The sequence below is a fragment of the Yoonia sp. R2-816 genome (assembly GCF_046762905.1).
Classification (GTDB): Bacteria; Pseudomonadota; Alphaproteobacteria; order Rhodobacterales; family Rhodobacteraceae; genus Yoonia.
Window position 1 is genome coordinate 218,827 of the sequence record NZ_JBKQXN010000352.1, and the last position, 22,208, is coordinate 241,034.

At 57.7% G+C, this 22,208-nt stretch carries 22 protein-coding genes; 8 read left to right on the forward strand and 14 right to left on the reverse strand.

Annotation, left to right across the window (positions count from 1 at the left end):
* The first annotated feature begins 28 nt into the window (after positions 1-28).
* The 5 genes from ACFWW2_RS27590 to ACFWW2_RS27610 all read left to right on the forward strand — a co-directional run bounded on the left by ACFWW2_RS27590 (position 29) and on the right by ACFWW2_RS27610 (position 3,799).
* Complete coding sequence (locus tag ACFWW2_RS27590; protein WP_393934075.1) at positions 29-2,143, forward strand: YjbH domain-containing protein; 2,115 nt, start codon at positions 29-31, stop codon at positions 2,141-2,143.
* Positions 2,140-2,799 (forward strand): YjbF family lipoprotein, encoded by a 660-nt coding sequence (locus tag ACFWW2_RS27595; RefSeq protein ID WP_393934077.1) that lies wholly within the window; start codon positions 2,140-2,142, stop codon positions 2,797-2,799. Before ACFWW2_RS27590 ends, ACFWW2_RS27595 begins: the two co-directional genes overlap by 4 nt.
* 103 nt (positions 2,800-2,902) lie before the next feature.
* Entirely contained in the window at positions 2,903-3,115 is a 213-nt protein-coding gene (locus tag ACFWW2_RS27600; RefSeq protein ID WP_393934079.1) for a hypothetical protein, read from the forward strand.
* Between the two features lie 68 nt (positions 3,116-3,183).
* Positions 3,184-3,396, forward strand: coding sequence for a hypothetical protein (locus ACFWW2_RS27605; protein WP_393934081.1), 213 nt, complete (start codon positions 3,184-3,186; stop codon positions 3,394-3,396).
* Between the two features lie 268 nt (positions 3,397-3,664).
* Positions 3,665-3,799 (forward strand): hypothetical protein, encoded by a 135-nt coding sequence (locus ACFWW2_RS27610; protein ID WP_393934083.1) that lies wholly within the window; start codon positions 3,665-3,667, stop codon positions 3,797-3,799.
* Positions 3,800-3,803: 4 nt separating this feature from the next.
* Here ACFWW2_RS27610 and holA read toward each other — a convergent pair whose 3' ends face one another.
* From holA to ACFWW2_RS27635, 5 genes are all read right to left on the reverse strand, one after another.
* The gene (holA, locus tag ACFWW2_RS27615; RefSeq protein ID WP_393934085.1) at positions 3,804-4,826 is read right to left on the reverse strand and encodes a DNA polymerase III subunit delta; all 1,023 of its coding nucleotides are present in this window, start codon (positions 4,824-4,826) and stop codon (positions 3,804-3,806) included.
* A complete protein-coding gene (locus ACFWW2_RS27620) occupies positions 4,823-5,308 on the reverse strand; it encodes a hypothetical protein (RefSeq protein WP_393934087.1) in 486 nt (161 codons plus the stop codon). The genes holA and ACFWW2_RS27620 overlap by 4 nt, the downstream gene beginning before the upstream one ends.
* Positions 5,298-7,847, reverse strand: a complete 2,550-nt coding sequence (gene leuS, locus ACFWW2_RS27625) for a leucine--tRNA ligase (protein ID WP_393934089.1) — start codon at positions 7,845-7,847, stop codon at positions 5,298-5,300. Before leuS ends, ACFWW2_RS27620 begins: the two co-directional genes overlap by 11 nt.
* 74 nt (positions 7,848-7,921) lie before the next feature.
* Positions 7,922-8,314 (reverse strand): DUF3576 domain-containing protein, encoded by a 393-nt coding sequence (locus ACFWW2_RS27630; RefSeq protein ID WP_393934091.1) that lies wholly within the window; start codon positions 8,312-8,314, stop codon positions 7,922-7,924.
* Positions 8,315-8,471: 157 nt separating this feature from the next.
* Positions 8,472-9,698 (reverse strand): porin, encoded by a 1,227-nt coding sequence (locus tag ACFWW2_RS27635; RefSeq protein ID WP_393934093.1) that lies wholly within the window; start codon positions 9,696-9,698, stop codon positions 8,472-8,474.
* Between the two features lie 228 nt (positions 9,699-9,926).
* Between ACFWW2_RS27635 and ACFWW2_RS27640 the strand changes: the two genes are divergently transcribed.
* Positions 9,927-10,580, forward strand: coding sequence for a YggS family pyridoxal phosphate-dependent enzyme (locus tag ACFWW2_RS27640; RefSeq protein WP_393934095.1), 654 nt, complete (start codon positions 9,927-9,929; stop codon positions 10,578-10,580).
* A complete protein-coding gene (locus ACFWW2_RS27645; protein ID WP_393934097.1) occupies positions 10,577-11,224 on the forward strand; it encodes an RluA family pseudouridine synthase in 648 nt (215 codons plus the stop codon). The genes ACFWW2_RS27640 and ACFWW2_RS27645 overlap by 4 nt, the downstream gene beginning before the upstream one ends.
* Here the strand turns inward: ACFWW2_RS27645 and ACFWW2_RS27650 are convergent.
* The 4 genes from ACFWW2_RS27650 to ACFWW2_RS27665 form a co-directional block, all read right to left on the reverse strand.
* Positions 11,221-11,817 (reverse strand): alpha/beta hydrolase, encoded by a 597-nt coding sequence (locus ACFWW2_RS27650; protein ID WP_393934099.1) that lies wholly within the window; start codon positions 11,815-11,817, stop codon positions 11,221-11,223. The two genes, ACFWW2_RS27645 and ACFWW2_RS27650, sit on opposite strands and share 4 nt — an antisense overlap.
* A 1-nt stretch (position 11,818) precedes the next feature.
* Positions 11,819-12,748 carry a VOC family protein gene (locus ACFWW2_RS27655; protein ID WP_393934101.1) on the reverse strand — a complete coding sequence of 310 codons (930 nt, stop codon included), beginning with the start codon at positions 12,746-12,748 and terminating at the stop codon, positions 11,819-11,821.
* Positions 12,749-12,854: 106 nt separating this feature from the next.
* Entirely contained in the window at positions 12,855-13,895 is a 1,041-nt protein-coding gene (locus ACFWW2_RS27660; RefSeq protein WP_393934103.1) for a phosphotransferase, read from the reverse strand.
* A 69-nt stretch (positions 13,896-13,964) separates the two neighbouring features.
* Positions 13,965-15,410, reverse strand: coding sequence for an aldehyde dehydrogenase family protein (locus ACFWW2_RS27665; protein ID WP_393934105.1), 1,446 nt, complete (start codon positions 15,408-15,410; stop codon positions 13,965-13,967).
* A gap of 126 nt (positions 15,411-15,536) precedes the next feature.
* Between ACFWW2_RS27665 and ACFWW2_RS27670 the strand changes: the two genes are divergently transcribed.
* The gene (locus tag ACFWW2_RS27670) at positions 15,537-16,190 is read left to right on the forward strand and encodes a peroxiredoxin (protein ID WP_393934107.1); all 654 of its coding nucleotides are present in this window, start codon (positions 15,537-15,539) and stop codon (positions 16,188-16,190) included.
* 48 nt (positions 16,191-16,238) lie between these two features.
* On the opposite strand, the gene ACFWW2_RS27675 is transcribed toward ACFWW2_RS27670, so the two are convergent.
* The 5 genes from ACFWW2_RS27675 to rpsO all read right to left on the reverse strand — a co-directional run bounded on the left by ACFWW2_RS27675 (position 16,239) and on the right by rpsO (position 22,109).
* Positions 16,239-16,859 carry an autotransporter domain-containing protein gene (locus ACFWW2_RS27675; protein WP_393934109.1) on the reverse strand — a complete coding sequence of 207 codons (621 nt, stop codon included), beginning with the start codon at positions 16,857-16,859 and terminating at the stop codon, positions 16,239-16,241.
* Positions 16,860-17,063: 204 nt separating this feature from the next.
* Complete coding sequence (gene pnp, locus ACFWW2_RS27680; RefSeq protein WP_393934111.1) at positions 17,064-19,199, reverse strand: polyribonucleotide nucleotidyltransferase; 2,136 nt, start codon at positions 19,197-19,199, stop codon at positions 17,064-17,066.
* A gap of 360 nt (positions 19,200-19,559) precedes the next feature.
* Positions 19,560-19,883 carry a hypothetical protein gene (locus ACFWW2_RS27685; protein ID WP_393934137.1) on the reverse strand — a complete coding sequence of 108 codons (324 nt, stop codon included), beginning with the start codon at positions 19,881-19,883 and terminating at the stop codon, positions 19,560-19,562.
* On the reverse strand, positions 19,834-21,561 hold the full coding sequence (locus ACFWW2_RS27690) for an OmpA family protein (RefSeq protein ID WP_393934135.1): 1,728 nt from the start codon (positions 21,559-21,561) through the stop codon (positions 19,834-19,836). The genes ACFWW2_RS27685 and ACFWW2_RS27690 overlap by 50 nt, the downstream gene beginning before the upstream one ends.
* Positions 21,562-21,839: 278 nt before the next feature.
* Positions 21,840-22,109, reverse strand: a complete 270-nt coding sequence (rpsO, locus tag ACFWW2_RS27695; protein WP_393934113.1) for a 30S ribosomal protein S15 — start codon at positions 22,107-22,109, stop codon at positions 21,840-21,842.
* Between the last annotated feature and the right edge of the window lie 99 nt (positions 22,110-22,208).

Genomic DNA, 22,208 nt, shown 5'->3' on the forward strand with positions numbered 1-22,208 from the left:
AGGCATTACGTCGAATGGGGAGCGTGTTATGCCAAAAGGCATTTGTCTGGTGTCATCGGTTGCAACTGCAATTGCGACGGGCGCCATCGGTCAAGAGGTAACAGCGACCTATTCGCTTTACGGGACACCTGGTCTGCTGGAAATGCCCACAGCGCAAAGCGCGCCGGAAAACGCGTTGGCGGCCACGTTCTCATATACAGAAGGGCTTGGGCAGGTAACCCTGACCTTTCAGGTTAACCAGCGCCTTTCGGCCAGCTTTCGTTATGCAAATGTCGAACTGTTCAACGATCCCCCTGAAAGCGGAACAGAGCGCGAGGTTGAACGGGGGTTTGACCTGCAATACCGGTTCAACAACGAAACGACCTATGTGCCGGCCATCGCTGTGGGCCTGCGCGACTTTCTGACCCCCGGTCGGTTCCAGTCAGAATATGTCGTGGCATCGAAATCATTCGGTGACAATCTGATTGTGACGACGGGTATTGGCTGGGGCGCGATGGGCACCCGTGACGGGTTCGCCAACCCCCTTGGTGGCGATTTTGAGGTCCGCCCCACCCCCGATCTGCCCGGCGGTCAACTTGGGTCCGACCAATGGTTCCGGGGCGATGCAGCGATTTTCGGTGGGGTGGAATATCAGATCAATGACCGGTGGGGCGTCAAGGCCGAGTACTCGACAATCGACTACACCGAAACCGCCTTTGGCGTGGTGCGCGAAACAGAGTCTCCGGTCAACTACGGGCTGACCTACAGACCGCGCCCCGGCGTCCAATTGGGGTTGTCTTATCTTTATGGCACGCAGCTTGGCGTCTCGGGCAGCTTCGAACTGAACCCCAACGCGCGTGCCACCGGAAGCGGGCTCGACAAATCGCCCCCGCCCGTCAAGGTCCGACCTGCCGATAGCTTGGCCGCGCAAAGCTGGGACAGAACCGCCTTGCCCGATAGGGCACTGCGCCGGGCGTTGGGCGGATTGCTGGAAATCGAAAACATCACCCTGACGGGGCTGGAGCTGACCAATACCACCGCGCGGGTTCGCTACATCAACAGCTCTTTCCGGTCAGAGGCGCAGGCGGCAGGCCGCACCGCGCGCATGATGACGCAGGTGATGCCGCCCTCCATCGACACGTTCATTCTGGAACCCGAACGCCGTGGTATCCCAATCTCAGCCATCACCATTTCGCGGCGGGATATCGAACAACTTGAAAATCGCGCAGGCGGCACGGCGGCCATGCTCGACCGGTCCGGGTTCGGCGATGCGGGCGGCTCGCAAGGGCTCGATGCCGTGGCATCGGACGAAAACGCTTTTTCCTGGGGTCTTGGCCCTTACTTCCGGATCAACCCGTTCAGCAATGATGGCTCTGTTGATGTCGATCTGGGGCTCAGCCTGCGTGGGGTCTATCGGATCAGGCCCAATCTGGTGCTGTCCGGGGCCATCGAACAAAGCGTGGTGCCCCCCGAAGATGACCCGACAGGCGTGGAGCGGACACCGGACATTCAAAACGTCCGGTCCGACGGCAGCCTTTACGGCAATGACGGCGTGCCGGTTTTGGCAAATCTGACGCTGAACCAGTTCTCCCGCCCCGGCACCAATCTCTATGGCCGGGTCAGCGTCGGCTATCTGGAACGGATGTTCGGTGGTGTGTCGGGTGAGCTGTTGTGGAAGCCCGTCGAAAGCAGTTTCGGACTGGGGATCGAAGTCAATCAGGTCGCACAGCGTGATACGGATATGGGTTTTGGGTTCGACGAATATGACTATGACGTCACCACCGGACATGTGTCGGCCTATTACGACCTTGGCAACGGGTATCACACGCAACTGGATGTGGGTCGCTATCTGGCGGGCGACTGGGGGGCGACTGTTTCGGTTGATCGCGAATTCGACAATGGCTGGGTGATCGGGGCCTATGTGACCCAAACGGATATGTCTTACGAGGATTTCGGCAGCGGATCCTACAACAAGGGTGTGCAGGTCACGATCCCACAGGATTTCTTTACCGGGACAACGACGCGCGGAAGCTACGGCAATACGTTCCGCACTAGGGTCGGCGATGGCGGGGCACGGTTGCAGGTCGATGGGCGTTTGTACGACGTTGTGCGGGAAGGTCACCTGCCCGATCTGTCCGACACTTGGGGGAGGTTCTGGCGATGACACTGTCCAAATGGTTTATGGCTGCCGGCGCGGTCTTAATCGGATTATCCGCTTGCGGGCCCTTGAACGAAGGCAGCACAGCATCGCAACTGGGTGGTCTGGTGATGGGGCGGGTCACCGGGGCAGAGACACAGCCGGTGCCTGGTTCATCTGTGCCGCAGGACCAGATTTTGTCCAACCCGGGCAAATACATAAGGGTCAACATACGTGACCTGAACCGGTGGGATACCAGCGTGCAGGCTGGCAGCAATGCAAATCGGGCCACCTGGGTCGATAGTGCCAACATCAGCGTGACATTCGAAAACGGGATTGTTGTCGCGACCCGCGGTCTGGTGCGCGATTTGATGGCAGCGGACGTATCGCAATCATGGGCGGCAATTCGCTCAGGCGGTGGTGAAGCGCAGCGTGTGCATGAATTTCTGACGAATATGGACGGAATTTCGACGGAACTGTTGCAGTGCCGCATCGCTTCGCAAGGGCGAGAAGTCGTCGAAAGGCTGCAAATCAAGCAGAATACGACCCGTTTTGAAGAAAAATGCGGAAATGAAAACCTGCAATTCGCCAATGTTTATTGGGTAAATGACGCAGGGACAATTATTCGCAGCCTTCAGGCCATCTCACCCGATGCCGGATACCTTCAAATCGACATCTTCTAAACTATTCCATGGTATCTTGGATTTTGCCTACTGTGCTGATTTAATGCGCGAATGTGGGGCGGCGAAAGGCCGTCGTCCACCCGTGCATTAATGGAGTACCGACATGCGCCTTACAACTACGCTCGCCGCCGCAGCCGCTCTGGCTGTTTCTGGATTTGCCGCCAATGCTGGTGGTATGTCACCTGAAGTGATGGAAGCCCCCGTCGTCATCGTTGACGAACCAGCACCAGCCGGGTCTTCGATCAACAGCACCTACCTGATCCTTGGTGTTCTGGCTGCCCTGCTGATCGCAGCTGCCGTGAACGCAAACGACTAAGTCGAAAAACAAAAATAACAATTGATCGGCCGGCACATGTCGGCCGTTTGGAACAAGGGAAAATAAACATGCGCTTTGCAACTACACTTGCTACAGCCGCCGCACTGTCGGTTTCCGGTTTTGCCGCACAGGCTGGCGGTCTTGACCCCGTTGTCATGGACCCACCCCCAGTGATCGTTCAAGAGCCTGAACCAGCCGGCTCCTCGATCAACAGCACATACCTGATTGTAGGCGTTCTGGCCGCTCTGCTGATTGCAGCTGCCGTGAACGCAAACGACTAAGCGAAAACTGTCTTGGAACTGGCGGTTGCGCCAGTTCCAATTCGGATCTTATTGCTGCCTGACAGCATGATTCCCGCAATACCCCAATAACACCGCAGATTTCGCCGCCACTGCGGGTTCAGTATTGCCGCCCCAATCAACTGCCGATAACTTATTCATTATTCGTCGGTTCTTATTTTCGACAGGGATACACAGAGTGCGAAACTTCAAAGCGACAGTATTGGCTGCATCTATTTGCCTAAACGGGTCATTGGCGCATGCTGGTGGCTTGGCCACTCCTGTAGAAGAACCAACCGTCGCCGCACCCGCAGCGCCCTTTGATCCTCCACAGGGATCGGTGAATGGCGGCTATCTACTGCTAGGTGCGTTTGCACTGATGGCACTGGCTGCCGCGAGCCAATAGACACCTAACGCCGCGCCATCATCGCAAGACGAATAAGGGTCCGCTCCATCAGCGCACTTTGCGGGGCTGTATTGGCGGACCGCAGCTGCAAATCAACATCCGTGAGCGCCGTTAAAGCCCGTTCCAGCCTGTCGCGGCCCCAGTGGCCCGCCTGCCTGGCGATCTTGTCACGCCGCGGGCCGAAAACCGGCGGGCGTAACCGCCCGACACCGGCGGCAGGTCCGCCGGGATCGGATGCCACTGTGTGGAGCCTGCGAAAGTGGCGCATCGCGCCTATGCATAAGGTCACCGGTGTGACGCCCTGTGCATAGAGATTGCGCAGTACCGGACCCAGCTGATCCGCTTGACCCAGCGATACGACCTCCAACACGTCATCCACATCGACCTCAGCCGATTGGGGGGCATTCGCCATCACATCGGCAATGGTCAACGGCGTCGCGTCGCCACGCTTGTAAAGGCTGATCTTCTCAATTGTCTGTCGAAAATCGCCCGGTTCCAACGACCCGGCCAGGGACATCAGGGCGTCCATCACATCGCGATCAGGCGTGTCGATGCCCGATTGCGCCAGCGTCTGCTTAATATCCGCCACGGTGGGCGGGTCGTCGTAGATCCCTATGGCCACCGCATTGCTGTGACCTTCAAAGGCCTTGCGCAGCGCCGATTTGGCCGTCAACTGCCCCGCCGTGACAACGATCTGGGCATCGCCCGGCTTCCAATCCTGAAGCGCTGCATCAAGCACCTTGGTCAACCCGTCAGTCGCATCCTCAACAAAGGCGACCCTGTGCCCCGGAAAGAACCCTTGCGCCTTGATTGCATCATCCAGCAAGGCAGGATCCTTGCGCAGGTCGGCGGCATTGATGCGGGTCAGGCGCATCTCTTCCTCGCCAGCGGGTCCAACCAGTGCGGCAATCGCCTCTTGCCGTTTGTCCGCCACCCGCATGGGGTCCGCACCAAAGATCAGCAGACCCGTATGCCCCGGATCAGGCTTGCGGAAATAGGCTGTCGCGGCGTTCCCGGTCAGTTTCATTGTGAAAGATCGTTGGACAGGATCAGCAAGCGGCTGACGATCATATCGGCCAGCGCAATAGACAGGCGGGCATTGGCATCAGTACTCGCGGCTTGTGTTGCCACAGTGGTCCCGGTTGCGGCATAGCTGGTGAAGCTTTCAGATTTACCCTCGGCTGCGATTTGACCGGTCGCAATTGCACGCAGGGACCAATCGGCACGGCCCACCACGTTAAAACGCACCGTGTCACCCGCGGCGGTGATCGCCGCGGGTTGGCTGTTCTGGGAAAGCGCAACGCGCAGTTCGTATCGGGCGTTCTGCGACACACCTAGTCGTTGTTCCAACCGCTCACGCAGGCGATACCCGGCAACGGTTTCATCTGTCTGAAATGTCACAAGACCGCGCAGTGCAGATCCATCGCTATAGACTGGCGCAAAGCCGCAGCCGCCCAAGGCCAAAAGGCCTAAAGCGGCGGCGCGGCGAGAGATGCGATCAGATGACAATGTTCACGATCCGCCCTGGCACCACAATCAATTTCTTAGGGCTGGCACCGTCCAGCGCGCGCGGGACGGCATCAAGCCCCATGACGATCTCTTCAACCGCGTCCTTGCTCGCGTTCGGTGCCACCTGAATTTCAGCCCGCCGCTTGCCGTTGATCTGTATCGGCATGGTGATCATGTCTTCGACCAGCATGGCAGGATCGGCAACAGGCCACGGCGCAGTGGTGATCAGCCCCTCTTCGCCCAGCATGGACCAGATTTCCTCGGACAAATGCGGTGTCATCGGCGACATCATCTGCGCCAGCGCCTTGGCCGCGGCACGTTTCACCGTACCGCCCGCCTTGGACTTTGCCAGAACATTGGTAAACGCATAAAGCTTGGCAATCGCGGCATTAAAGCCGAACGTCTCAATGCCCATCGTCACATCATGGATTGTGCGATGTATCGCGCGGGTCAATTCGTCATCACCCTCTGCGGTTCCATCCGGCATGTCCGCGATCTCGGTCACGATACGATGGACACGGTTCAAGTGCTTGTACGTCGCCTCGGCCCCAGCGGCGGTCCATTCCACATCCCGCTCCGGCGGACTGTCGGACAGCACGAACCAACGGGCGGTATCTGCCCCGTACTTGGCCAAAATATTGTCAGGATCGACGACATTCTTTTTGGATTTGGACATCTTTGCGGAGGGGATGACATCCACAGCTTCGCCGGTAGCACCCAGCCGCGCACCACTTTCGGTCCATTCAATATGTTCCGGCAGGTGATAGACGGGTCGATCCCGCTCATCGCGGGTGACATAGATTTCATGCGTCACCATGCCTTGGGTGAACAGCGCATTGAACGGCTCTTCCGTGCCTTGCGGCAAATGCCCGGTCATCTGCATGGCGCGGGCAAAGAACCGGCTATACAGCAGATGCAGAATGGCGTGTTCGATACCCCCGATATACTGGTCCACATTCATCCAGTATGACGCATCCTCCAGATCAGTAGGCGTCTCTGCATGAGGGGCGGTAAAGCGGGCAAAGTACCATGAACTGTCCACAAACGTGTCCATCGTGTCCGTCTCTCGACGGGCGGGCTTACCACAGGACGGGCAGGCGCAATCGCGCCATGTCGGATGGCGGTCCAGCGGGTTGCCCGGAATGTCGAAACTGACATCGTAAGGCAACTCCACCGGTAAGTTTTCCTTCTTCTCGGGGATCACACCACAGTCATCACAATGGACAACAGGGATCGGACAGCCCCAGTAACGCTGCCGGGACAATCCCCAGTCGCGCAGGCGGTATTTGACCTGGGCGGTGCCCAGATCATGCGCCTCGAAGTAATCGATGGTCGCGTCAATCGCCTCCTGGCTGGTGCATTCGGAAATCCCGGCGAAATGGTCGATGAACACCACCTTGTTGGTCTTCGGTGGCACCAGTGCCTCATCAGCGACGTCCACATCTTCGCCGGGCATATGGAACGCGTTACGGACCGGCAAACCGTATTTGCGGGCAAAGTCCAGATCGCGCTGATCATGGGCCGGGCAGCCGAAAACGGCACCGGTGCCGTAATCCATAAGAACAAAGTTCCCGACCCAGACAGGCAGTTCCTGATCTGCATAAATCGGATGCTTGACGCGGATGCCCGTATCAATCCCCTTCTTCTCGGCCTTCTCCATCGCCGCCTCGGTCGTGTCCATCTTGCGGGTCTCGGCGATGAACGCGGCCAGTTCGGGGTTCTCCTCGGCCATGGCAACTGACACCGGGTGTTCCGGTGAAATCGCGACAAAGCTGGCACCGCGCATCGTGTCGGGGCGGGTCGAATAACACAAAATCGCGTCGCCATCATCGGTGCGATGGAACGGAATCTCGATCCCCCGCGACTTGCCGATCCAGTTCGACTGCATCAGCTTGACCTTGGCGGGCCAGTTATCCAGCGTATCAATCGCGGTCAGCAATTCCTCGGAATAGTCGCTGATCTTGAAAAACCACTGCACCAGTTCGCGCCGCTCAACCTCGGCCCCCGAACGCCAGCCTTTGCCGTCGATTACCTGTTCATTGGCCAACACGGTCATATCGATCGGATCCCAGTTCACGACCGCCTTCTTGCGATAGATCAGCCCCTTTTCCAGAAAGTCGATGAACAGGGCCTGCTGCTGGCCATAATATTCTGGGTCACAGGTCGCGAATTCGCGCGACCAGTCAATCGACAGGCCCAGCGGCTTCATCTGCGCCTTCATGTCGGCGATGTTCTGATAGGTCCAGTCCTTGGGGTGCCCGCCTGATGCCATGGCTGCATTTTCGGCCGGCATCCCAAAGGCGTCCCAACCCATTGGGTGCAGGATGTTATGGCCGGTCGCCAGCTTGTAGCGGGCAATCACATCGCCCATCGTATAGTTGCGCACATGGCCCATGTGGATGCGGCCGGACGGATAGGGGAACATCTCCAGCACGTAGTATTTCGGCTTGTCCGCACTGCGCACAGCCTTGAACGTCTCGGCCTCGGCCCATGCGGCCTGCCATTTCGCCTCGATCTCGGCGGGATTGTAAGTGGTCATATCATGATCTCTCAAACGGGAAACGCCGGGCGAGGTGGCCCGGCGCTATTCATAATCGGGCGGGTTGCCGATGGCTATAGGGCACCGTCGGCAATGCGTAGCTGGCGGGCGCGCGATAGGATCGCATCCTCGATGGCGCGCTGCGTCTCAAGCGCGACGGGACCGTTGCGCGACTGCAGGGCCACGTTCAGCGAACGGGCGTCCAAGGCAGGATCGGTCACCTGGATAGTCGCACGATAGGCGCGGCCGCTTCCGGGCGGCGTGCCAAACCCGGTTGAGATAACGCCCGTGAAGGGGTCAGCCGTCTGAACCGGCAGGAAGCTGAGCACATCAAGGGACGCAGCCCACAGATACCGGTTCACGGCGACATTTTCAGCACCGCGCGGGGTCGGGGCCGGGCCACCACCACAGGCAGCCAGCGCACCAATGAGCAGAACCATCAGGCTTGCACGGGCAAGACGTATCATCGCAATCAAAGCATTTCCCCCTGCGGGATCAATTCACGTTGGCCGAATATGTAGCGAAGGGGCGGCACTGTCACAAGCGGATATCCAAAAGGCCATGCGCCAAAAAGAAAGAGCGGCCCCAAAGGACCGCTCTGACTAAGTTCGATATATGTTTCGCTTAGAATGCGAAGGACAACTCGATAGTTGTACCGTTCTGGTAGTCGTCGGCACCGATTTCGTCTTCGTTGTCGTTGTCGTCATCTTCAGCATAGGAGACGAGCAGCTCTGCACCACCACCAAGGTCGTAGGTCGCAGCAACGTAGTAGTCTTCGTCGCCTTCGTTGTCATTCAGAACACCAGCAAAGACGGACAGACCGTTGCCAACGTCATAAGACCCTTCCAGGCTCCACTTTTCAGTGCCCTGGTCGTCCTGGTAGTCAGCAGTGACAGCAATTGGACCGTCAGCGTAGGCAACATTCAGACCGTAGTTATCTTCAGGATCGCCAGCACCATCTTCAGAAACGTAGTAGGCTGTCGCTGTTACTGGGCCAAATGGATATGCGATTTTGACACCAGTCGACTGCTCGTCGGCATTGGTTTCTTCAGCATATGCAACGGTCACGGTTGCACCAGCGAAAGTACCAGCAACGGAGATACCAAACACTTCATCAGTGTTGAAGTCACCGTTTTCGTCGCTTGGATCATAGTCCTCTGGGTCGGCAGTGTCGTCCGCATCGCCATCTGCAACCGACTCTTCCTGATAGGCTGCGGCAATAGTCACCACACCAAACTCGGCAGACATACCAAAGGAAAGCTGATCCACATCATCATCGTATGCGTTGAATGTGTCAGTACCCTCGTCAATGCTGACAGGGTCAGCATCAGCGTCGGTCAGCACGTATGAAACCGATGCGGAGACCGGACCAATGTTCACGTCACCACGGATCGCGCTTTCGCCATCAGCTTCGGAGAAGCTGTCGCCTTCCATGTCGCCAGCGGAAACCCAGTGAGTTTCAGCAGCAAAGGATGTATCGCCGATAAAGATACCAGCATTTTCAGACTCAAGCGAAGCAACCCACTCGTCGCTGCTCAGCGTTGCACTGTTGTTGGGGTCACCAACAATATCGATCTCAAACGATGTCGATGCGGTCAGACCGTTGTCCAGTGTGGCGGACATTGTCACATCGATGTCGGTGTTCCAGTAGAAACCCTGCTCGTCATCGTTGAAGTCCGGGTTGTCGCCAGCAAGTGGATCACCGTCGATGAAAAGTGCGTTGTCGCTTGGATCGCTGTCGTTGAAACCGATCTCTGTGTTACCGCTGAAGGTAATGGATGTGTGGCCATCAGCAGCAGCGGCACCAGCGAAGGCGACCAGAGCTGTCGTGGCAAGAAGGATGCTTTTCATGGATATTTTCCCTCGTGTTTTTTGCATTCCCAAGAATGCCAGATTTACTAGCATTGCGGACTACCTGCGCCTTACCGCCTGCACACTCAAGCAATTTGGGCGGCTTTATGTCCTGTGATCCGGAAATGATGCATCAAGGACACACAGCGTTTTGGCCCATGACAACAGGGGCAAATCACCTTATTTCAGGCCGAAACACAGCGTGATCCTTATTTTTCGGAGCCTCCCATGCCTCTCGCCGATATTCAGGCCCGTATCAGTGCCGCTTGTGATGCCGCAGGGCGTAACACCCAAGATGTAGAGTTAATCGCTGTATCAAAGGTGCAGCCGCTTGACCGCGTGCAGGCGATTCTCGACGAAGGGCACCGGATTTTTGGCGAAAACAAGGTGCAAGAGGCAGCTGGCAAATGGCCGGCCTTCCGCGAGCAATATGATGACATCATCCTGCACCTCATCGGCCCGCTGCAGACCAACAAGGCCCGACAGGCGATGGAGCTTGCACAAGCGATCCATACGGTCGACCGGCCCAAGCTGGCCAACACCCTCGCGCGATTGGCACAGGAAACAGGGGCATGCCCTGATCTGTTCGTTCAGATCAACACCGGGGAAGAGCCGCAAAAATCCGGTGTTCTGCCGCAAGAGGCCGATGCGTTCATTGCAGATGTCCGCGCGCTGAACCTGCCGCTGGTCGGCCTGATGTGCATCCCGCCGGTCGAGGAAGAACCCGCACTGCATTTCGCCCTTCTGGCCAAGATCGCCGAACGCAATGGGTTGCGTGGCCTGTCGATGGGGATGAGCGGTGATTTCGAAACCGCCATCGCGCTTGGGGCTACGCATATCCGGGTCGGATCCGCGATCTTTGGTGAGCGTGTTTACGATTGAGCACACCATACAGCCCACCCCAAGATCCGCTGACAATCCTGCACGACGATCATCAGGTGATCGTGGTCGATAAACCCAGCGGGCTGCTTTCCGTGCCAGGCAAGGGTCCGGACCTTGCCGATTGTCTTTTGACGCGGGTTCAGGCGGCCTTTCCGACCGCATTGCTGGTACATCGGCTTGATCGTGACACCTCCGGCGTGATGATCTTTGCGCTGACACCGCATGCGCAGCGGCATCTGGGGCTGCAATTCGAAAAGCGGCAAACCAAAAAGACCTATATTGCCCGGGTCTCCGGGCAGATGATGGAAAAGACCGGCACCGTTGATCTGCCGCTGATTGTCGACTGGCCAAACCGGCCAAAGCAGATGGTTGATCACGAAAACGGCAAACAGGCCATCACAGACTGGCGGGTTGTTCGCAGTACGACAGACGAAACGCGGGTCAGGCTGATGCCTCGCACAGGCAGGTCGCATCAGTTACGGGTGCATATGCTGGCGATCGGTCACCCGATCCTGGGCGATCCATTCTATGCGACCGGGGCGACGCGCGACCATCCACGGCTGATGTTGCATTCCGAAACACTGCAGTTCCGGCACCCCGATGGTGGGCAGGGCGTGCGCATGACTGCGAAATGCCCGTTTTAAGTGGCGATGAAGTTCTGAATGGCCTCGACCTCACTCTCCACAATCTCATGCCCGCCCGGATGCCAATGCAGATCTACATCGGCGCCCTGCGCTTGCAGGTAATCTGCCAGTGTCTGTGTCAGCGGGGCAGGACAAATCGGATCAGCCTGCCCGGCAGTTATAAGGATACGGCGACCAGCCAAGCCCGGTTGCGGGGCCGGTCCCCATGGGATCAGCGGATGCATCAGGATCAGATCATCCACCAAGTCAGGGACCTGCAATGCGACAGAAGCCAGAATGTTGGCACCATTCGAATAGCCTAGTCCTATCACGCGGGACGGCTCTAACCGTTCCCGCTCAGCCGCAATGAAATCGGCCATCGCTGTGCTACGCTTTGCCAGATCACCCATATCGTACTGACCCTCCGCCATGCGGGCAAAGTAACGTAGCGCCCCATGTTCCGACACATCACCGCGCGGCGACGTGACATGCGCGGTGGGCATCAGTTGGCGGGCAAAGCTGTGAAACTGGTCCTCGGTTCCGCCGGTGCCATGAAATGTCAGGAACAGCGGTTGTCCCGCTGCTCCTTTGCTGCGTCTTGCGACATAGGTCATGTCAGTCCTCGATCGGCTCCAGCATGGATTCCAGCCTGGCCCGCAAATGTTCGTGCTGACTGGGCAGTTTCAACGCCTCGCCCAGATGTGCGGTATCCTCGTCACGATCAAAACCGGGTTCGTTGGTGGCCACCTCGAACAGGACGCCACCGGGGCTGCGGAAATAGATCGCATAGAAATAGTCGCGATCAATGACCGGGGTCACCTGATACCCAGTGTCGATCAAAGCCTCGCGGACCTCAAGCTGACGCGCCCGGTTCTCGACTGCAAAGGCGATATGATGCACTGACCCTGCACCTTGCAGGGCGGCCTGCGCATCAGGCAGTCTTTCAAGGTCGATGGCATTCGCCTCATTCCCGCCGGGCACGATGAACCGGGTGATGTTGCCCTCGGTCTCGGATTTCTCGTACCCCATGAACTGCAGCAGTTCCTGACTGACCGAACCGTCACGCAGACGCATATCGGCAGAATGAAAGCCACGGATCGCCATCGCATCGCTGACACCGCCGCCGGTCCATGGCGCGCGCTCGTCGTCGCTTTCTACCAAGGCAAAGGCGTCGCCATCGGGGCCATCGAACAATACACGCTTCTGGCCAAACCGGGCGTCTTGCGACAGGCCCTGCACATCAAATGTTGCAAGGCGGTCCATCCAGGCCGCGGCGGTTCCCGTCGGAACGCTGAATGACGTCCGGCCAACCTCCCCAACACCATGCCGACCACGGCTTGCGTTTGGGAAGGGAAAGTAGGTCATAACGGTGCCAGGCGATCCTGCTTCGTCGCCATAATACAGGTGATAGACATCGGGCGCGTCAAAGTTCACCGTCTTCTTGACCCGACGCAGGCCAAGCACATTGGTAAAAAACGCATTGTTTTCGCGGGCATCACTCGCCAGCGACGTGACGTGATGCAGACCTTTGATCTGTTTGAGCATCTCAAGACTCCTATCTGTTTGAATAGATAGATAGCGAAAAAGAAGCCGCACTAAACGCCGACAAGCGCACCGCTTTGGTGCACTTGTGCACATGACGGTGCGTGTATCAGGTCTTGAGAACGCGATCCGTCAGGTTCAGGCGGTTGGCGATAATCGGAGCCATCGCATTTGCCAATGCAGGATCATTCGCTGTCAAAAGTTCAAGCTCGTCCAGCCTGTTCGTCGCGATCAGTTGCAGCGCATCCTGCCGGACTGTCCCATCCTGTCGCCGGGGAAGTGACGTAACCGGCTGTAAAAGTTCAGCCTGCGTCGGCGGGACTAGCGCGCGTAGCGCGTCAGGCCCCAGATCCGTTTCAACAAAAGCATAGATGCCAATACCTTGGGCCGGAAGCGCATAGGCGCAAAGCACGACATCGTTCACCGCCGCATGCGCCTGCAATGTTTCAACGACAGCCGCGCCGTCTTTTGTCAGACGATCCTCAAGCCCCTCGCTATCAGACCAATTCATCAACCGGCGCGTGACAAAGTTATACAGGCGCTTGCCCGTCGCCATCCAGATCCGCGATGGCAGCGACTTGCGCGCGAGCATCGCCTTTTCCGAGGCGGTCAGCAGGTGCGGCGCAAAGGCACGTTTCTGCTTGAGAAGATGGCGCAAATCCTCGCGGGCCATCACGCGGAACATCTTGCCCTTGCGGCGATGGACACTGGCCAGTTGAAAATCAATCACCGCAGCAAAGCCATCCGGCGTGCGCAGCCAGTTCTGCGGCTTGGCAACGTCATTATGTGTGACGCCGCGCCGACGCATATCGCGAAGAAGCCGCTTGGCATCGCGGAACCATTCCGGATCATCGGGCTTGGCAAGCTGCAATGGCGTACCTTCTGTCCAGGTACGCAACAGACCCACCTGATCCACCCGAAGCAGTTGCGGCACACCGTCAATCCCCGCCACAGCACGCAAACCGCGAATTTCTTTGCGCGCCAGAAACCATGCAACAGGGCGGACCCAGACGGGCACGCCATCCAGCTTGCGCAACACGACCTTGCATTGCGGATCCTCGGCCAGATGTCCGGAAATCGTTTCGGAAAAAACGTCCCGCTTGTGCACCGTTTCGGGTACAAACGTGTGATTTTGGGTCGGTTCGATCATCAACGAAACCTGAATACTCGGGGCGGCCCGATGCCGCCCCGGCTGATAAAAACGGCTGCTACCGTCCGATTAGCTGGCTTCGCCGGACCAGCCGGAAATGGCTTTGACCTCTAGGAATTCCTCAATCCCCCAGACACCGCCTTCGCGCGCGCGCCCGGACATCTTGACGCCACCAAAGGGCGAGCCGGCGCCGCGTGCCTGACCATTCATCTCGACCATGCCGGACCGTAGGGCACGCGCCATACGGTTGCGTTTTGCGCCATCCTGCGACTGGACATAATTGGTCAGACCATAAGGTGTATCATTGGCGATCTCGACCGCCTGTTTTTCATCCTCAAACGGAATGATCGACAGAACCGGGCCAAAGATTTCCTCGCGGGCGATGCGCATCTGATTATCGACATCAGCAAAGACGGTCGGGCGCACATAATAGCCCTTGTTCATCCCCTCTGGCAGGCCGGGGCCACCGGCGACCAACCGGGCACCTTCCTTGATGCCCACCTCGATCATGTCCTGTATCTTGCCCCATTGGGACTTGTTGACAACCGGGCCGATATGCCGACCGGGTTCCGACGCAGGGCCGACACCGATCTTGCCAGCAATCTCAGCAGCCGTCTCAACCGCCTGATCATAGATTGATCGTTCGACCAGCATCCGGGTGGGCGCATTGCAGGACTGGCCCGAGTTGTTCATGCAGTGAATCACACCGCGCTTGATCGCCTTCTCATCGGCGTCAGCAAAGACCACATTGGCACCCTTGCCGCCCAGTTCCAGCGTTACACGCTTCAGCGTTTCTGCCGCAGCGGCCGAGATTGCCTTGCCCGCCCGGGTCGAGCCGGTGAAGCTGATCATGGCGACATCCTCGTGCCGTGACAATTGGCTGCCCACACCGGCACCATCACCATTGACCAGATTGAACACCCCCGCCGGCACACCGGCATCATGGACGAATTCCGCAAACAAGAGCGACGATAGCGGGGCTTCCTCCGATGGTTTCAGCACAATCGTGCACCCGGCCAGAAGCGCGGGGATCACCTTCAGCGTGACCTGGTTCATCGGCCAGTTCCATGGGGTGATCAGGCCAACAACGCCAATCGGCTCCATCGCGATGCGATCATTGGGGGCATGGGGGCCAAGGGGCCGGATCCATTCAATCTCGTCAAAGGCGGTCAGAAAACCCTTCAGATGCCAGGGCAAACAGGGGGCCTGACTGTCGCGTGCCATGTCGATAGGCGCGCCCATCTCAAGACTGATTGCCTTGGCCATTTCCTCTTTACGGGCCTCATACTGATCCAGAATGGCGCTGACATATTTTGCGCGTTCCGCAGGCGGGGTGGCGGCCCATGCCGGAAAGGCGGCGGTCGCCGCGCCAACAGCAGCATCCGTATCCGCCTGATCGCCCAGCGAAATCACGGCACAGACATCTTCGGTCGATGGATCAATCACCTCGAAATCGCGCGATTTGGCCGGTGCAACCCATGCGCCATTGATGTAGAAATTGCGATTTTCGATCATGCGAATGCTCCTGATGAATTCGGGGAACTATTGGCACTCGCCCCGTTGCAGTGCAAGCGCCTGTGGTACTACCTGTCGTCTCTCCCTATATTGACGTAAAGACACCGCATTTAAAGGAGAAACGCGATGGGCCTGCGCATCAACGATACTATCCCCAATCTGACGGTCGAGACGGATCAGGGAACATTCGCACTGCATGACTGGATCGGCGATAGCTGGGCGATCCTGTTTTCGCATCCCAAGGATTTCACGCCTGTCTGCACGACCGAATTCGGGGCAGTGGCCCAACTGGCCGACGAATGGGCAAAGCGCGGCACCAAGGTGATCGGTGTCAGTGTTGACGGGGTTGAGGATCACAAGAAGTGGAAAGGCGACATCGAAAAGGTCGGCGGCGCGCCTGCCGGTTTCCCGATCATCGCCGATGATGGGCTCGAAGTTTCCAAAGCGTTCGACATGCTCCCGGCCGAGGCTTACCTGCCCGACGGGCGCACCCCGGCTGACAGCGCGACGGTGCGGTCGGTCTTTATCATCGGACCCGACAAGCAGCTGAAACTGTCGATGACCTACCCGATGACGGTCGGTCGGAACTTTGCTGAGGTGCTGCGCGCACTCGACGGGCTGCAGACATCAATTGGCAAAGGCGTGGCGACACCGGCGAACTGGAATGTCGGCGATGACGTAATCATCCCTGCGACCGTCAGCAACGAAGACGCAAAAGCCAAGTTCGGCGATTTCACGACAGTGTTGCCGTATCTGCGGACAACCAAACTGAAGGACTAACGCAAAAAGGGCCGCGGTAATGATCCGCGGCCCCTGATTTTCTCAGGATCAGAACTGGTAGCTGACCGTAAAGGCCAGATAGGGCAGAACGACAATGTCTTCTGCATCGCTTTTGGCTTCCTGAACATCAGGATCGTTGTCGATCTCGTCCTGCGCGCTGGGGTCAGACGCGGTGTAATCGAGGGCCAATCCGCCTGTCAGGATCAGACCCGCCTCTGGGGTCAACGTCCAACCGTCAGCAAATCCCCATTCGTAACCGGTGCTGATCATCGGTGCGATTTCGTTTTCGAATTTGACCGAAATTGTCGCATCTTCTGTTGTCAGGCCAACATCGACAGAGCCTGTGGCGCTAATCTCGTTCTGTGAAAACATCAGACCGCCCGAGATCCGCCAGTCACCCTGATTTGGGTAGTAATCAGCCAGAACAGCAAGACCGCCCAGTTCGATGGAGCCTTCAAATGTTTCATCTTCGTCGGTCTCTTCATAGCTTTCGTCGATGCCGCCGATAAAGACGCCGCGCACGCCAAAAGAAGGATCAATGCGGTAAGCCGCTTCAACATTTCCGCCAAGTGACGAGAAACCGATACCGGCCGAGATATCGCCTGCGTCTTGGGCGCTGGCAGCATTTGCACAAAGTGCAAGTGTCGCAATTGCGAGAAAGTTCTTCATGTGAGTAGTTTCCTTGGTTGAATTCATTTGAGCGCTCTATAGTGCGAAACGTGTCCAAACATGGGCAAACTATGGCAGGTTCAAATCGATCTGGGGTTGTGATCAGCATGCCACAGTTGCGCAAAACGAGCGGCGAAAACAAAAGCCCCGATGCGTGATGCAGCGGGGCTTTCCTTTAGTTTAGAACCGAAAAGGGCTGATATGTCAGCCTTCAGCCGCTTCCTCTTTCTTGATCTCTTCGCCGCTTTCCTGATCGACCATCTTCATGGCCAAACGGACCTTGCCGCGATCATCAAAGCCCAGAAGTTTGACCCAGACTTCCTGACCTTCTTTCAGAACGTCGGAAGGATGGTTCAAACGGCGATTTTCGATCTGGGACACGTGGACCAGACCGTCGCGCTTGCCAAAGAAGTTCACGAAAGCCCCAAAGTCGACCAGTTTGACGACGGTCCCTTTGTAGATCACGCCTTCTTCCGGCTCGGCCACGATCGAATGGATCATGTCATAGGCCTTCTTGATCGCTTCTGCATCGTTCGACGCCAGCTTGATCACGCCGTCATCGTTGATATCGACCTTCGCACCAGATGTTTCCACGATTTCACGGATAACCTTACCGCCAGACCCGATGACTTCACGGATCTTGTCGACAGGAATGTTCATCGTTTCGATCTTCGGCGCATGCACGCTGAATTCAGCAGCACCAGTGATGGCTTTGCCCATCTCGCCCAGAATATGCAAACGACCGGCCTTGGCCTGCTCCAGCGCCTTTTTCATGATCTCGGGCGTGATACCCGCGATCTTGATGTCCATCTGAAGCGACGTGATCCCGTTTTCGGTACCCGCGACCTTGAAGTCCATATCGCCCAGGTGATCCTCATCACCCAGAATGTCGGACAACACGGCATAAGATCCGTCATCTTCCATCACCAGCCCCATGGCCACACCGGCCACAGGGGCCTTCAGCGGCACACCGGCATCCATCATGGACAGGGAACCACCGCAAACAGACGCCATCGATGACGATCCGTTCGATTCAGTGATCTCCGACACAACACGAATGGTGTAAGGGAAATCGGTTGCCGCAGGCAGAACCGCCTGCAATGCACGCCATGCCAGCTTGCCATGGCCGATCTCGCGGCGGCCGGGGCCAGCGACGCGACCCACTTCACCGACCGAATAGGGCGGGAAGTTATAATGCAGCATGAAGTTGGATTTATACATGCCGGTCAGGGCGTCGATCATCTGTTCGTCATCGCCGGTGCCCAGCGTGGTCACGACAAGACCCTGGGTCTCGCCACGGGTAAACAGGGCCGAACCATGGGTCCGTGGCAGGATGCCGGTTTCAGACACGATGGGGCGGATTTGGTCCAAGGCACGGCCATCGATACGGCGGCCATTCTTGACAACGTCACCGCGCAGAACCTGGCTTTCCAGTTTCTTCAGCGCAGCGCCCAGATTGCCGTCTTCCTGCTGTTCTTCGGTCAGCGTGGCAACAATCTCTTCCTTCGCAGCAGATACCGCAGCGGTACGTTCCTGCTTATCAGTGATCGCATAGGCCGCACGCATCTTGTCTTCGCCTGCGGCTTTGACGGCTGCGAACAGTTCGGAATAATCCTCGGGCTGGAAATCGAAAGGCTCCTTGGCGCTTTCTTCGGCCAGATCGATGATCAGATCAATGACAGGCTGGATCTGCTCATGGGCGAAGGTGACCGCGCCCAGCATCTCATCCTCGGTCAGCTCGTAGGCTTCCGATTCCACCATCATTACGGCGTCTTTGGTGCCAGCGACAACAAGGTCCAAACGCTGCTCTGGGTTCAGGCGCAGGTTATGCATGTCGTCGATTTCGGGGTTCAGGATGTAGTCGCCATCCACATAACCCACGCGGCAGGCAGCAATCGGACCCATGAACGGGGCGCCGGAAATCGTCAGCGCGGCAGAGGCCGCGATCATCGCAACCATGTCCGGGTCATTGACCAGATCGTGCGACAGCACCGTGCACATCACCAGAACTTCGTTCTTGAAGCCGGGGACGAATAGCGGGCGAATGGGGCGGTCGATCAGGCGGGCAGTCAGCGTCTCTTTCTCGGTGGGACGGGCTTCACGTTTGAAAAAGCCGCCTGGGACTTTCCCGGCGGCATAGTATTTCTCTTGATAGTGGACGGTCAGCGGAAAGAAATCCTGACCCGGTTTTTTGGCACGTGCATATGTCACGTTGGCCATAACGCTGGTTTCGCCCAGCGTCGCGATGACAGAGCCATCGGCTTGGCGGGCAACCTTGCCCGTTTCCAGTGTGAGCGTTTCTTCGCCCCACTGCATCGATTTTTTCACTTCGTTAAACATCATGTTTTCCTGTTTGGCCGCTTTCGGCCTTCCTACGTAGGGGGCGTATTCCCCCTCATTCCGGTATCTTCTTTGTCAGGCGCTGGAATGCGGGCGCCGGTCTCTCAAGATTGGCGGGCCATAACGGAAAACAGGGGCTTTGGAAAGGGGGTGCGCGCATCGGCAGCAGTGTCCGTCGCGGTGGTTTTCACTTGAATTGGCGTATTGACGCAGAGGAATTGATTTTTGGCGGCATGCGGAACGCATATTGGCGCCCTGCGACGGCGCTTAACCCTACAGGGGACTCATTGTCAAAACGACATCAGCCGCCCCAAGAAGGACGGCTGATCTTAGATTGGTCATGTGTCGACCGGTACGACCTTACGACTTGAACGATGCAAGCCGTCTTTTAAGGATATCTTTCTCCTCAGTCAGACGCGCGATCTTGTTCAGGTCCTGCTCGCGCTCCAGCCGGGACTGCTCCAGATTCTGTTTCCAGAAACTGATTTCAGATTCCATTGAGGCCGCTTCTTTTGAGCCGCCGAATTTCCACAACAACCAACCGAGCACCAGACCAAGAAGAAAGGTGAACGACATGTAGATGAGGACTTGGGTCAGAAAGGAAAACATCGATAACTCCGACTTTGGGGGCTGTTTAGCGCTCTTGCCATTCAAACGTGATACGGCGGTTTTCGGCGCGGCCATCGGCGGTGCCGTTGTCAGCGATAGGGTTGCTTTCGCCATATCCAACAACATTCATCGCTTCTGCCGGTACATCGCGTTCGACCATGAAATCGAAAATCGCAGTTGCGCGCCGCTCACTCAGCCGCTGATTATTGTCCTCGCTGCCCTGGCTGTCCGTATGACCACCGATTTCAAGCGCCAGTTCCTGCGCGCTGCATTCTGCCGCAATCACCGCCAGTTCTTCCAGCGGGGCAACCGATGCGTTGGTGACTGTGGTTGTGCCTGTGTTAAAGTTGATCTTTTCACTGGCCAGCACGGCATCGGAACGGCTCTGACACTGGGCGATGGCCGACAGTTCAGTATCGGCTTCCTCGCCACCTTCCTCGCCACCTTCTGCGACCTCAGATGCGTCCGCAGCCTCGTCCGTTGCAGCAGTTTCTTCAGCAGCAGCTGTTTCTTCTGTGGCTTCGGGCTCAGTAGTCTCATCTGTGCCAGATGCATCTTCAGCAACTTCCGCAGCACCGGTCTCTTCCGTCGCGGCGGCGTCTTCAGCCACTTCGGCCTCGTCTGAAACGGCGGTGTCCACTTCTTCTGTCGCGGCAGCCTCTTCTGTGGCTTCTACGGCTTCGGTGCTGGCAGCCTCATCTGTTGCCTCTGCCACCTCAGTTGTGGCGGCCTCGTCTGTGGCCTCTGCCTCATCGGCAACCTCAGTGCCTTCGGTTTCCTCGGTTGCGGCGACCTCATCGGCGGTTGCCGCTTCTTCGGTCGCGGCAGCGTCTTCAGCTACTTCGGCTTCGGTTGCGGCTTCTTCGGTCGCAGCAGCGTCTTCGGCCACCTCGGCCTCGGCTGTCGCTTCGGCAGCAGCAGCTGCGGTTTCTGCCGCTTCAGCAGCGGGCGCCGCAGCAGTGTTTGCCGCGCGAAGCTCGGTGATGACCCGGTTACGCTCTACCAATGTGTTTGCCAGATTTGCGACATCTTCCTTGAGTGCTGCAATCTGGCCATCAAGTGTGGCGACCTGTCCGGTCAGTTCAGCTGTTACCTGCTCCTGATCGGCGGCCTCTGCCGATAATGCCGCCATGCGCTCCTCTGCGGTTGCAAGTGCGGCTGTCTTGTCGCTGATTTCCGTTTCCAGTTCGGCAATACGTGCCTCTGCCGCAGCCACAGCTTCACCAGCGTCCGGGGCTTCGTTCGCCGTTGCGTCCGCAGTCACTTCAGCAGCGCCGCTTTCGAGTTCAGCGATCCGGGCAGCACCAGCGGCAAGGTCAGCTTCAAGCTCCGCGATTTGCGCAGTCCGCGCATCGATTTCCGCGCGCGCTTCCTCGATCTGGGTGTTCAGCGTTGCGATCTCCGTTTCGGTCAGGCTCAACTGACTGTCCCGATCAGCCAGATCTGACTGGGCTGCGGCAACCAGTTCGGTCAGATCGCTGTTTTCGCCTTTCAGCGCCTCGGCTTCGGTCAGCGCCGTTTCCAGCTGCTGGCCGACCTGCTCAAGCTCGGCAACCGCGGTGTCGCTGTCGCTCGCCTGTGTCTGGCTCTCTGCCTGCAGATCAGCGATCGTTTGGGTGAGGGCGGCAATTTCCTCGGCCGATGCGGCACGCGACGCTTCGAATTCAGCCGTCACGGCGTCCAGTTCGGCGGACGCGCCAGCGCTGGTCTGGTCCACAACCGCATTCGGGACGGTCCGGCTGGCAAAAAACATGGTCAAGCCGGTTAAAATCAAAACCAATAAAATGAGTGGTAACCTCATTTAGACATTCCTCGCATAAGTTGTGTCCGCATAAACAATCGAAATCGCGTTGCGTGTGGGAAACACGCAGTTTTCGTAACAAATCGGCTCTATTTGGCGACTATGGCCATAATGTGACAACAGATCGCCACTTGTCTGACCATGGGGGATTCCGGCCACTGTGACCCTCCGTCACAAAAACGCCCACCAGTTGGCGGGCGTTCTAGAAAACAGATCAGATGATCCGCCGATTAACGGCGCAGGCCCAGACGTTTGATCAGGTCCTGATAACGGGCCTCATCCTTGGTGCGGGTGTAGTCCAGCAGCTTGCGGCGCTGGGCAACCATCTTCAGCAGGCCGCGGCGGCCGTGGTTGTCTTTCTTGTGTGTCTTGAAGTGCTCTGTCAGCGTCGCGATGCGGCTGGACAGAATGGCAACCTGAACTTCGGGCGAACCGGTGTCGCCATCCTTGGTTGCAAAATCCTTCATGATCTTCGCTTTGTCTTCAGCAGTAATCGACATCGGGGTCTCCTTTGGTTGAAGGGTGATGGCGCGATCCGGGATGTCGTCCAGAAAGGCCCGTGGAGGGTCCGTTCGTGGTGATTCCACGCGCGGATGGGT

Coding starts and splice junctions, on each gene's coding strand:
- ACFWW2_RS27630 (WP_393934091.1), bottom strand. CDS start 8,314: ATGATACGTCTTGCCCGTGCAAGCCTGATGGTTCTGCTCATTGGTGCG.
- ACFWW2_RS27590 (WP_393934075.1), top strand. CDS start 29: ATGCCAAAAGGCATTTGTCTGGTGTCATCGGTTGCAACTGCAATTGCG.
- ACFWW2_RS27595 (WP_393934077.1), top strand. CDS start 2,140: ATGACACTGTCCAAATGGTTTATGGCTGCCGGCGCGGTCTTAATCGGA.
- ACFWW2_RS27685 (WP_393934137.1), bottom strand. CDS start 19,883: ATGGCCGCGCCGAAAACCGCCGTATCACGTTTGAATGGCAAGAGCGCT.
- ACFWW2_RS27650 (WP_393934099.1), bottom strand. CDS start 11,817: ATGACCTATGTCGCAAGACGCAGCAAAGGAGCAGCGGGACAACCGCTG.
- ACFWW2_RS27635 (WP_393934093.1), bottom strand. CDS start 9,698: ATGAAAAGCATCCTTCTTGCCACGACAGCTCTGGTCGCCTTCGCTGGT.
- pnp (WP_393934111.1), bottom strand. CDS start 19,199: ATGTTTAACGAAGTGAAAAAATCGATGCAGTGGGGCGAAGAAACGCTC.
- ACFWW2_RS27665 (WP_393934105.1), bottom strand. CDS start 15,410: ATGATCGAAAATCGCAATTTCTACATCAATGGCGCATGGGTTGCACCG.
- ACFWW2_RS27670 (WP_393934107.1), top strand. CDS start 15,537: ATGGGCCTGCGCATCAACGATACTATCCCCAATCTGACGGTCGAGACG.
- holA (WP_393934085.1), bottom strand. CDS start 4,826: ATGAAACTGACCGGGAACGCCGCGACAGCCTATTTCCGCAAGCCTGAT.
- ACFWW2_RS27655 (WP_393934101.1), bottom strand. CDS start 12,748: ATGCTCAAACAGATCAAAGGTCTGCATCACGTCACGTCGCTGGCGAGT.
- ACFWW2_RS27690 (WP_393934135.1), bottom strand. CDS start 21,561: ATGTTTTTTGCCAGCCGGACCGTCCCGAATGCGGTTGTGGACCAGACC.
- ACFWW2_RS27660 (WP_393934103.1), bottom strand. CDS start 13,895: ATGATCGAACCGACCCAAAATCACACGTTTGTACCCGAAACGGTGCAC.
- rpsO (WP_393934113.1), bottom strand. CDS start 22,109: ATGTCGATTACTGCTGAAGACAAAGCGAAGATCATGAAGGATTTTGCA.
- ACFWW2_RS27675 (WP_393934109.1), bottom strand. CDS start 16,859: ATGAAGAACTTTCTCGCAATTGCGACACTTGCACTTTGTGCAAATGCT.
- leuS (WP_393934089.1), bottom strand. CDS start 7,847: ATGACCACTTACAATCCCGCCGAGATCGAGGCGAAATGGCAGGCCGCA.
- ACFWW2_RS27640 (WP_393934095.1), top strand. CDS start 9,927: ATGCCTCTCGCCGATATTCAGGCCCGTATCAGTGCCGCTTGTGATGCC.
- ACFWW2_RS27605 (WP_393934081.1), top strand. CDS start 3,184: ATGCGCTTTGCAACTACACTTGCTACAGCCGCCGCACTGTCGGTTTCC.
- ACFWW2_RS27600 (WP_393934079.1), top strand. CDS start 2,903: ATGCGCCTTACAACTACGCTCGCCGCCGCAGCCGCTCTGGCTGTTTCT.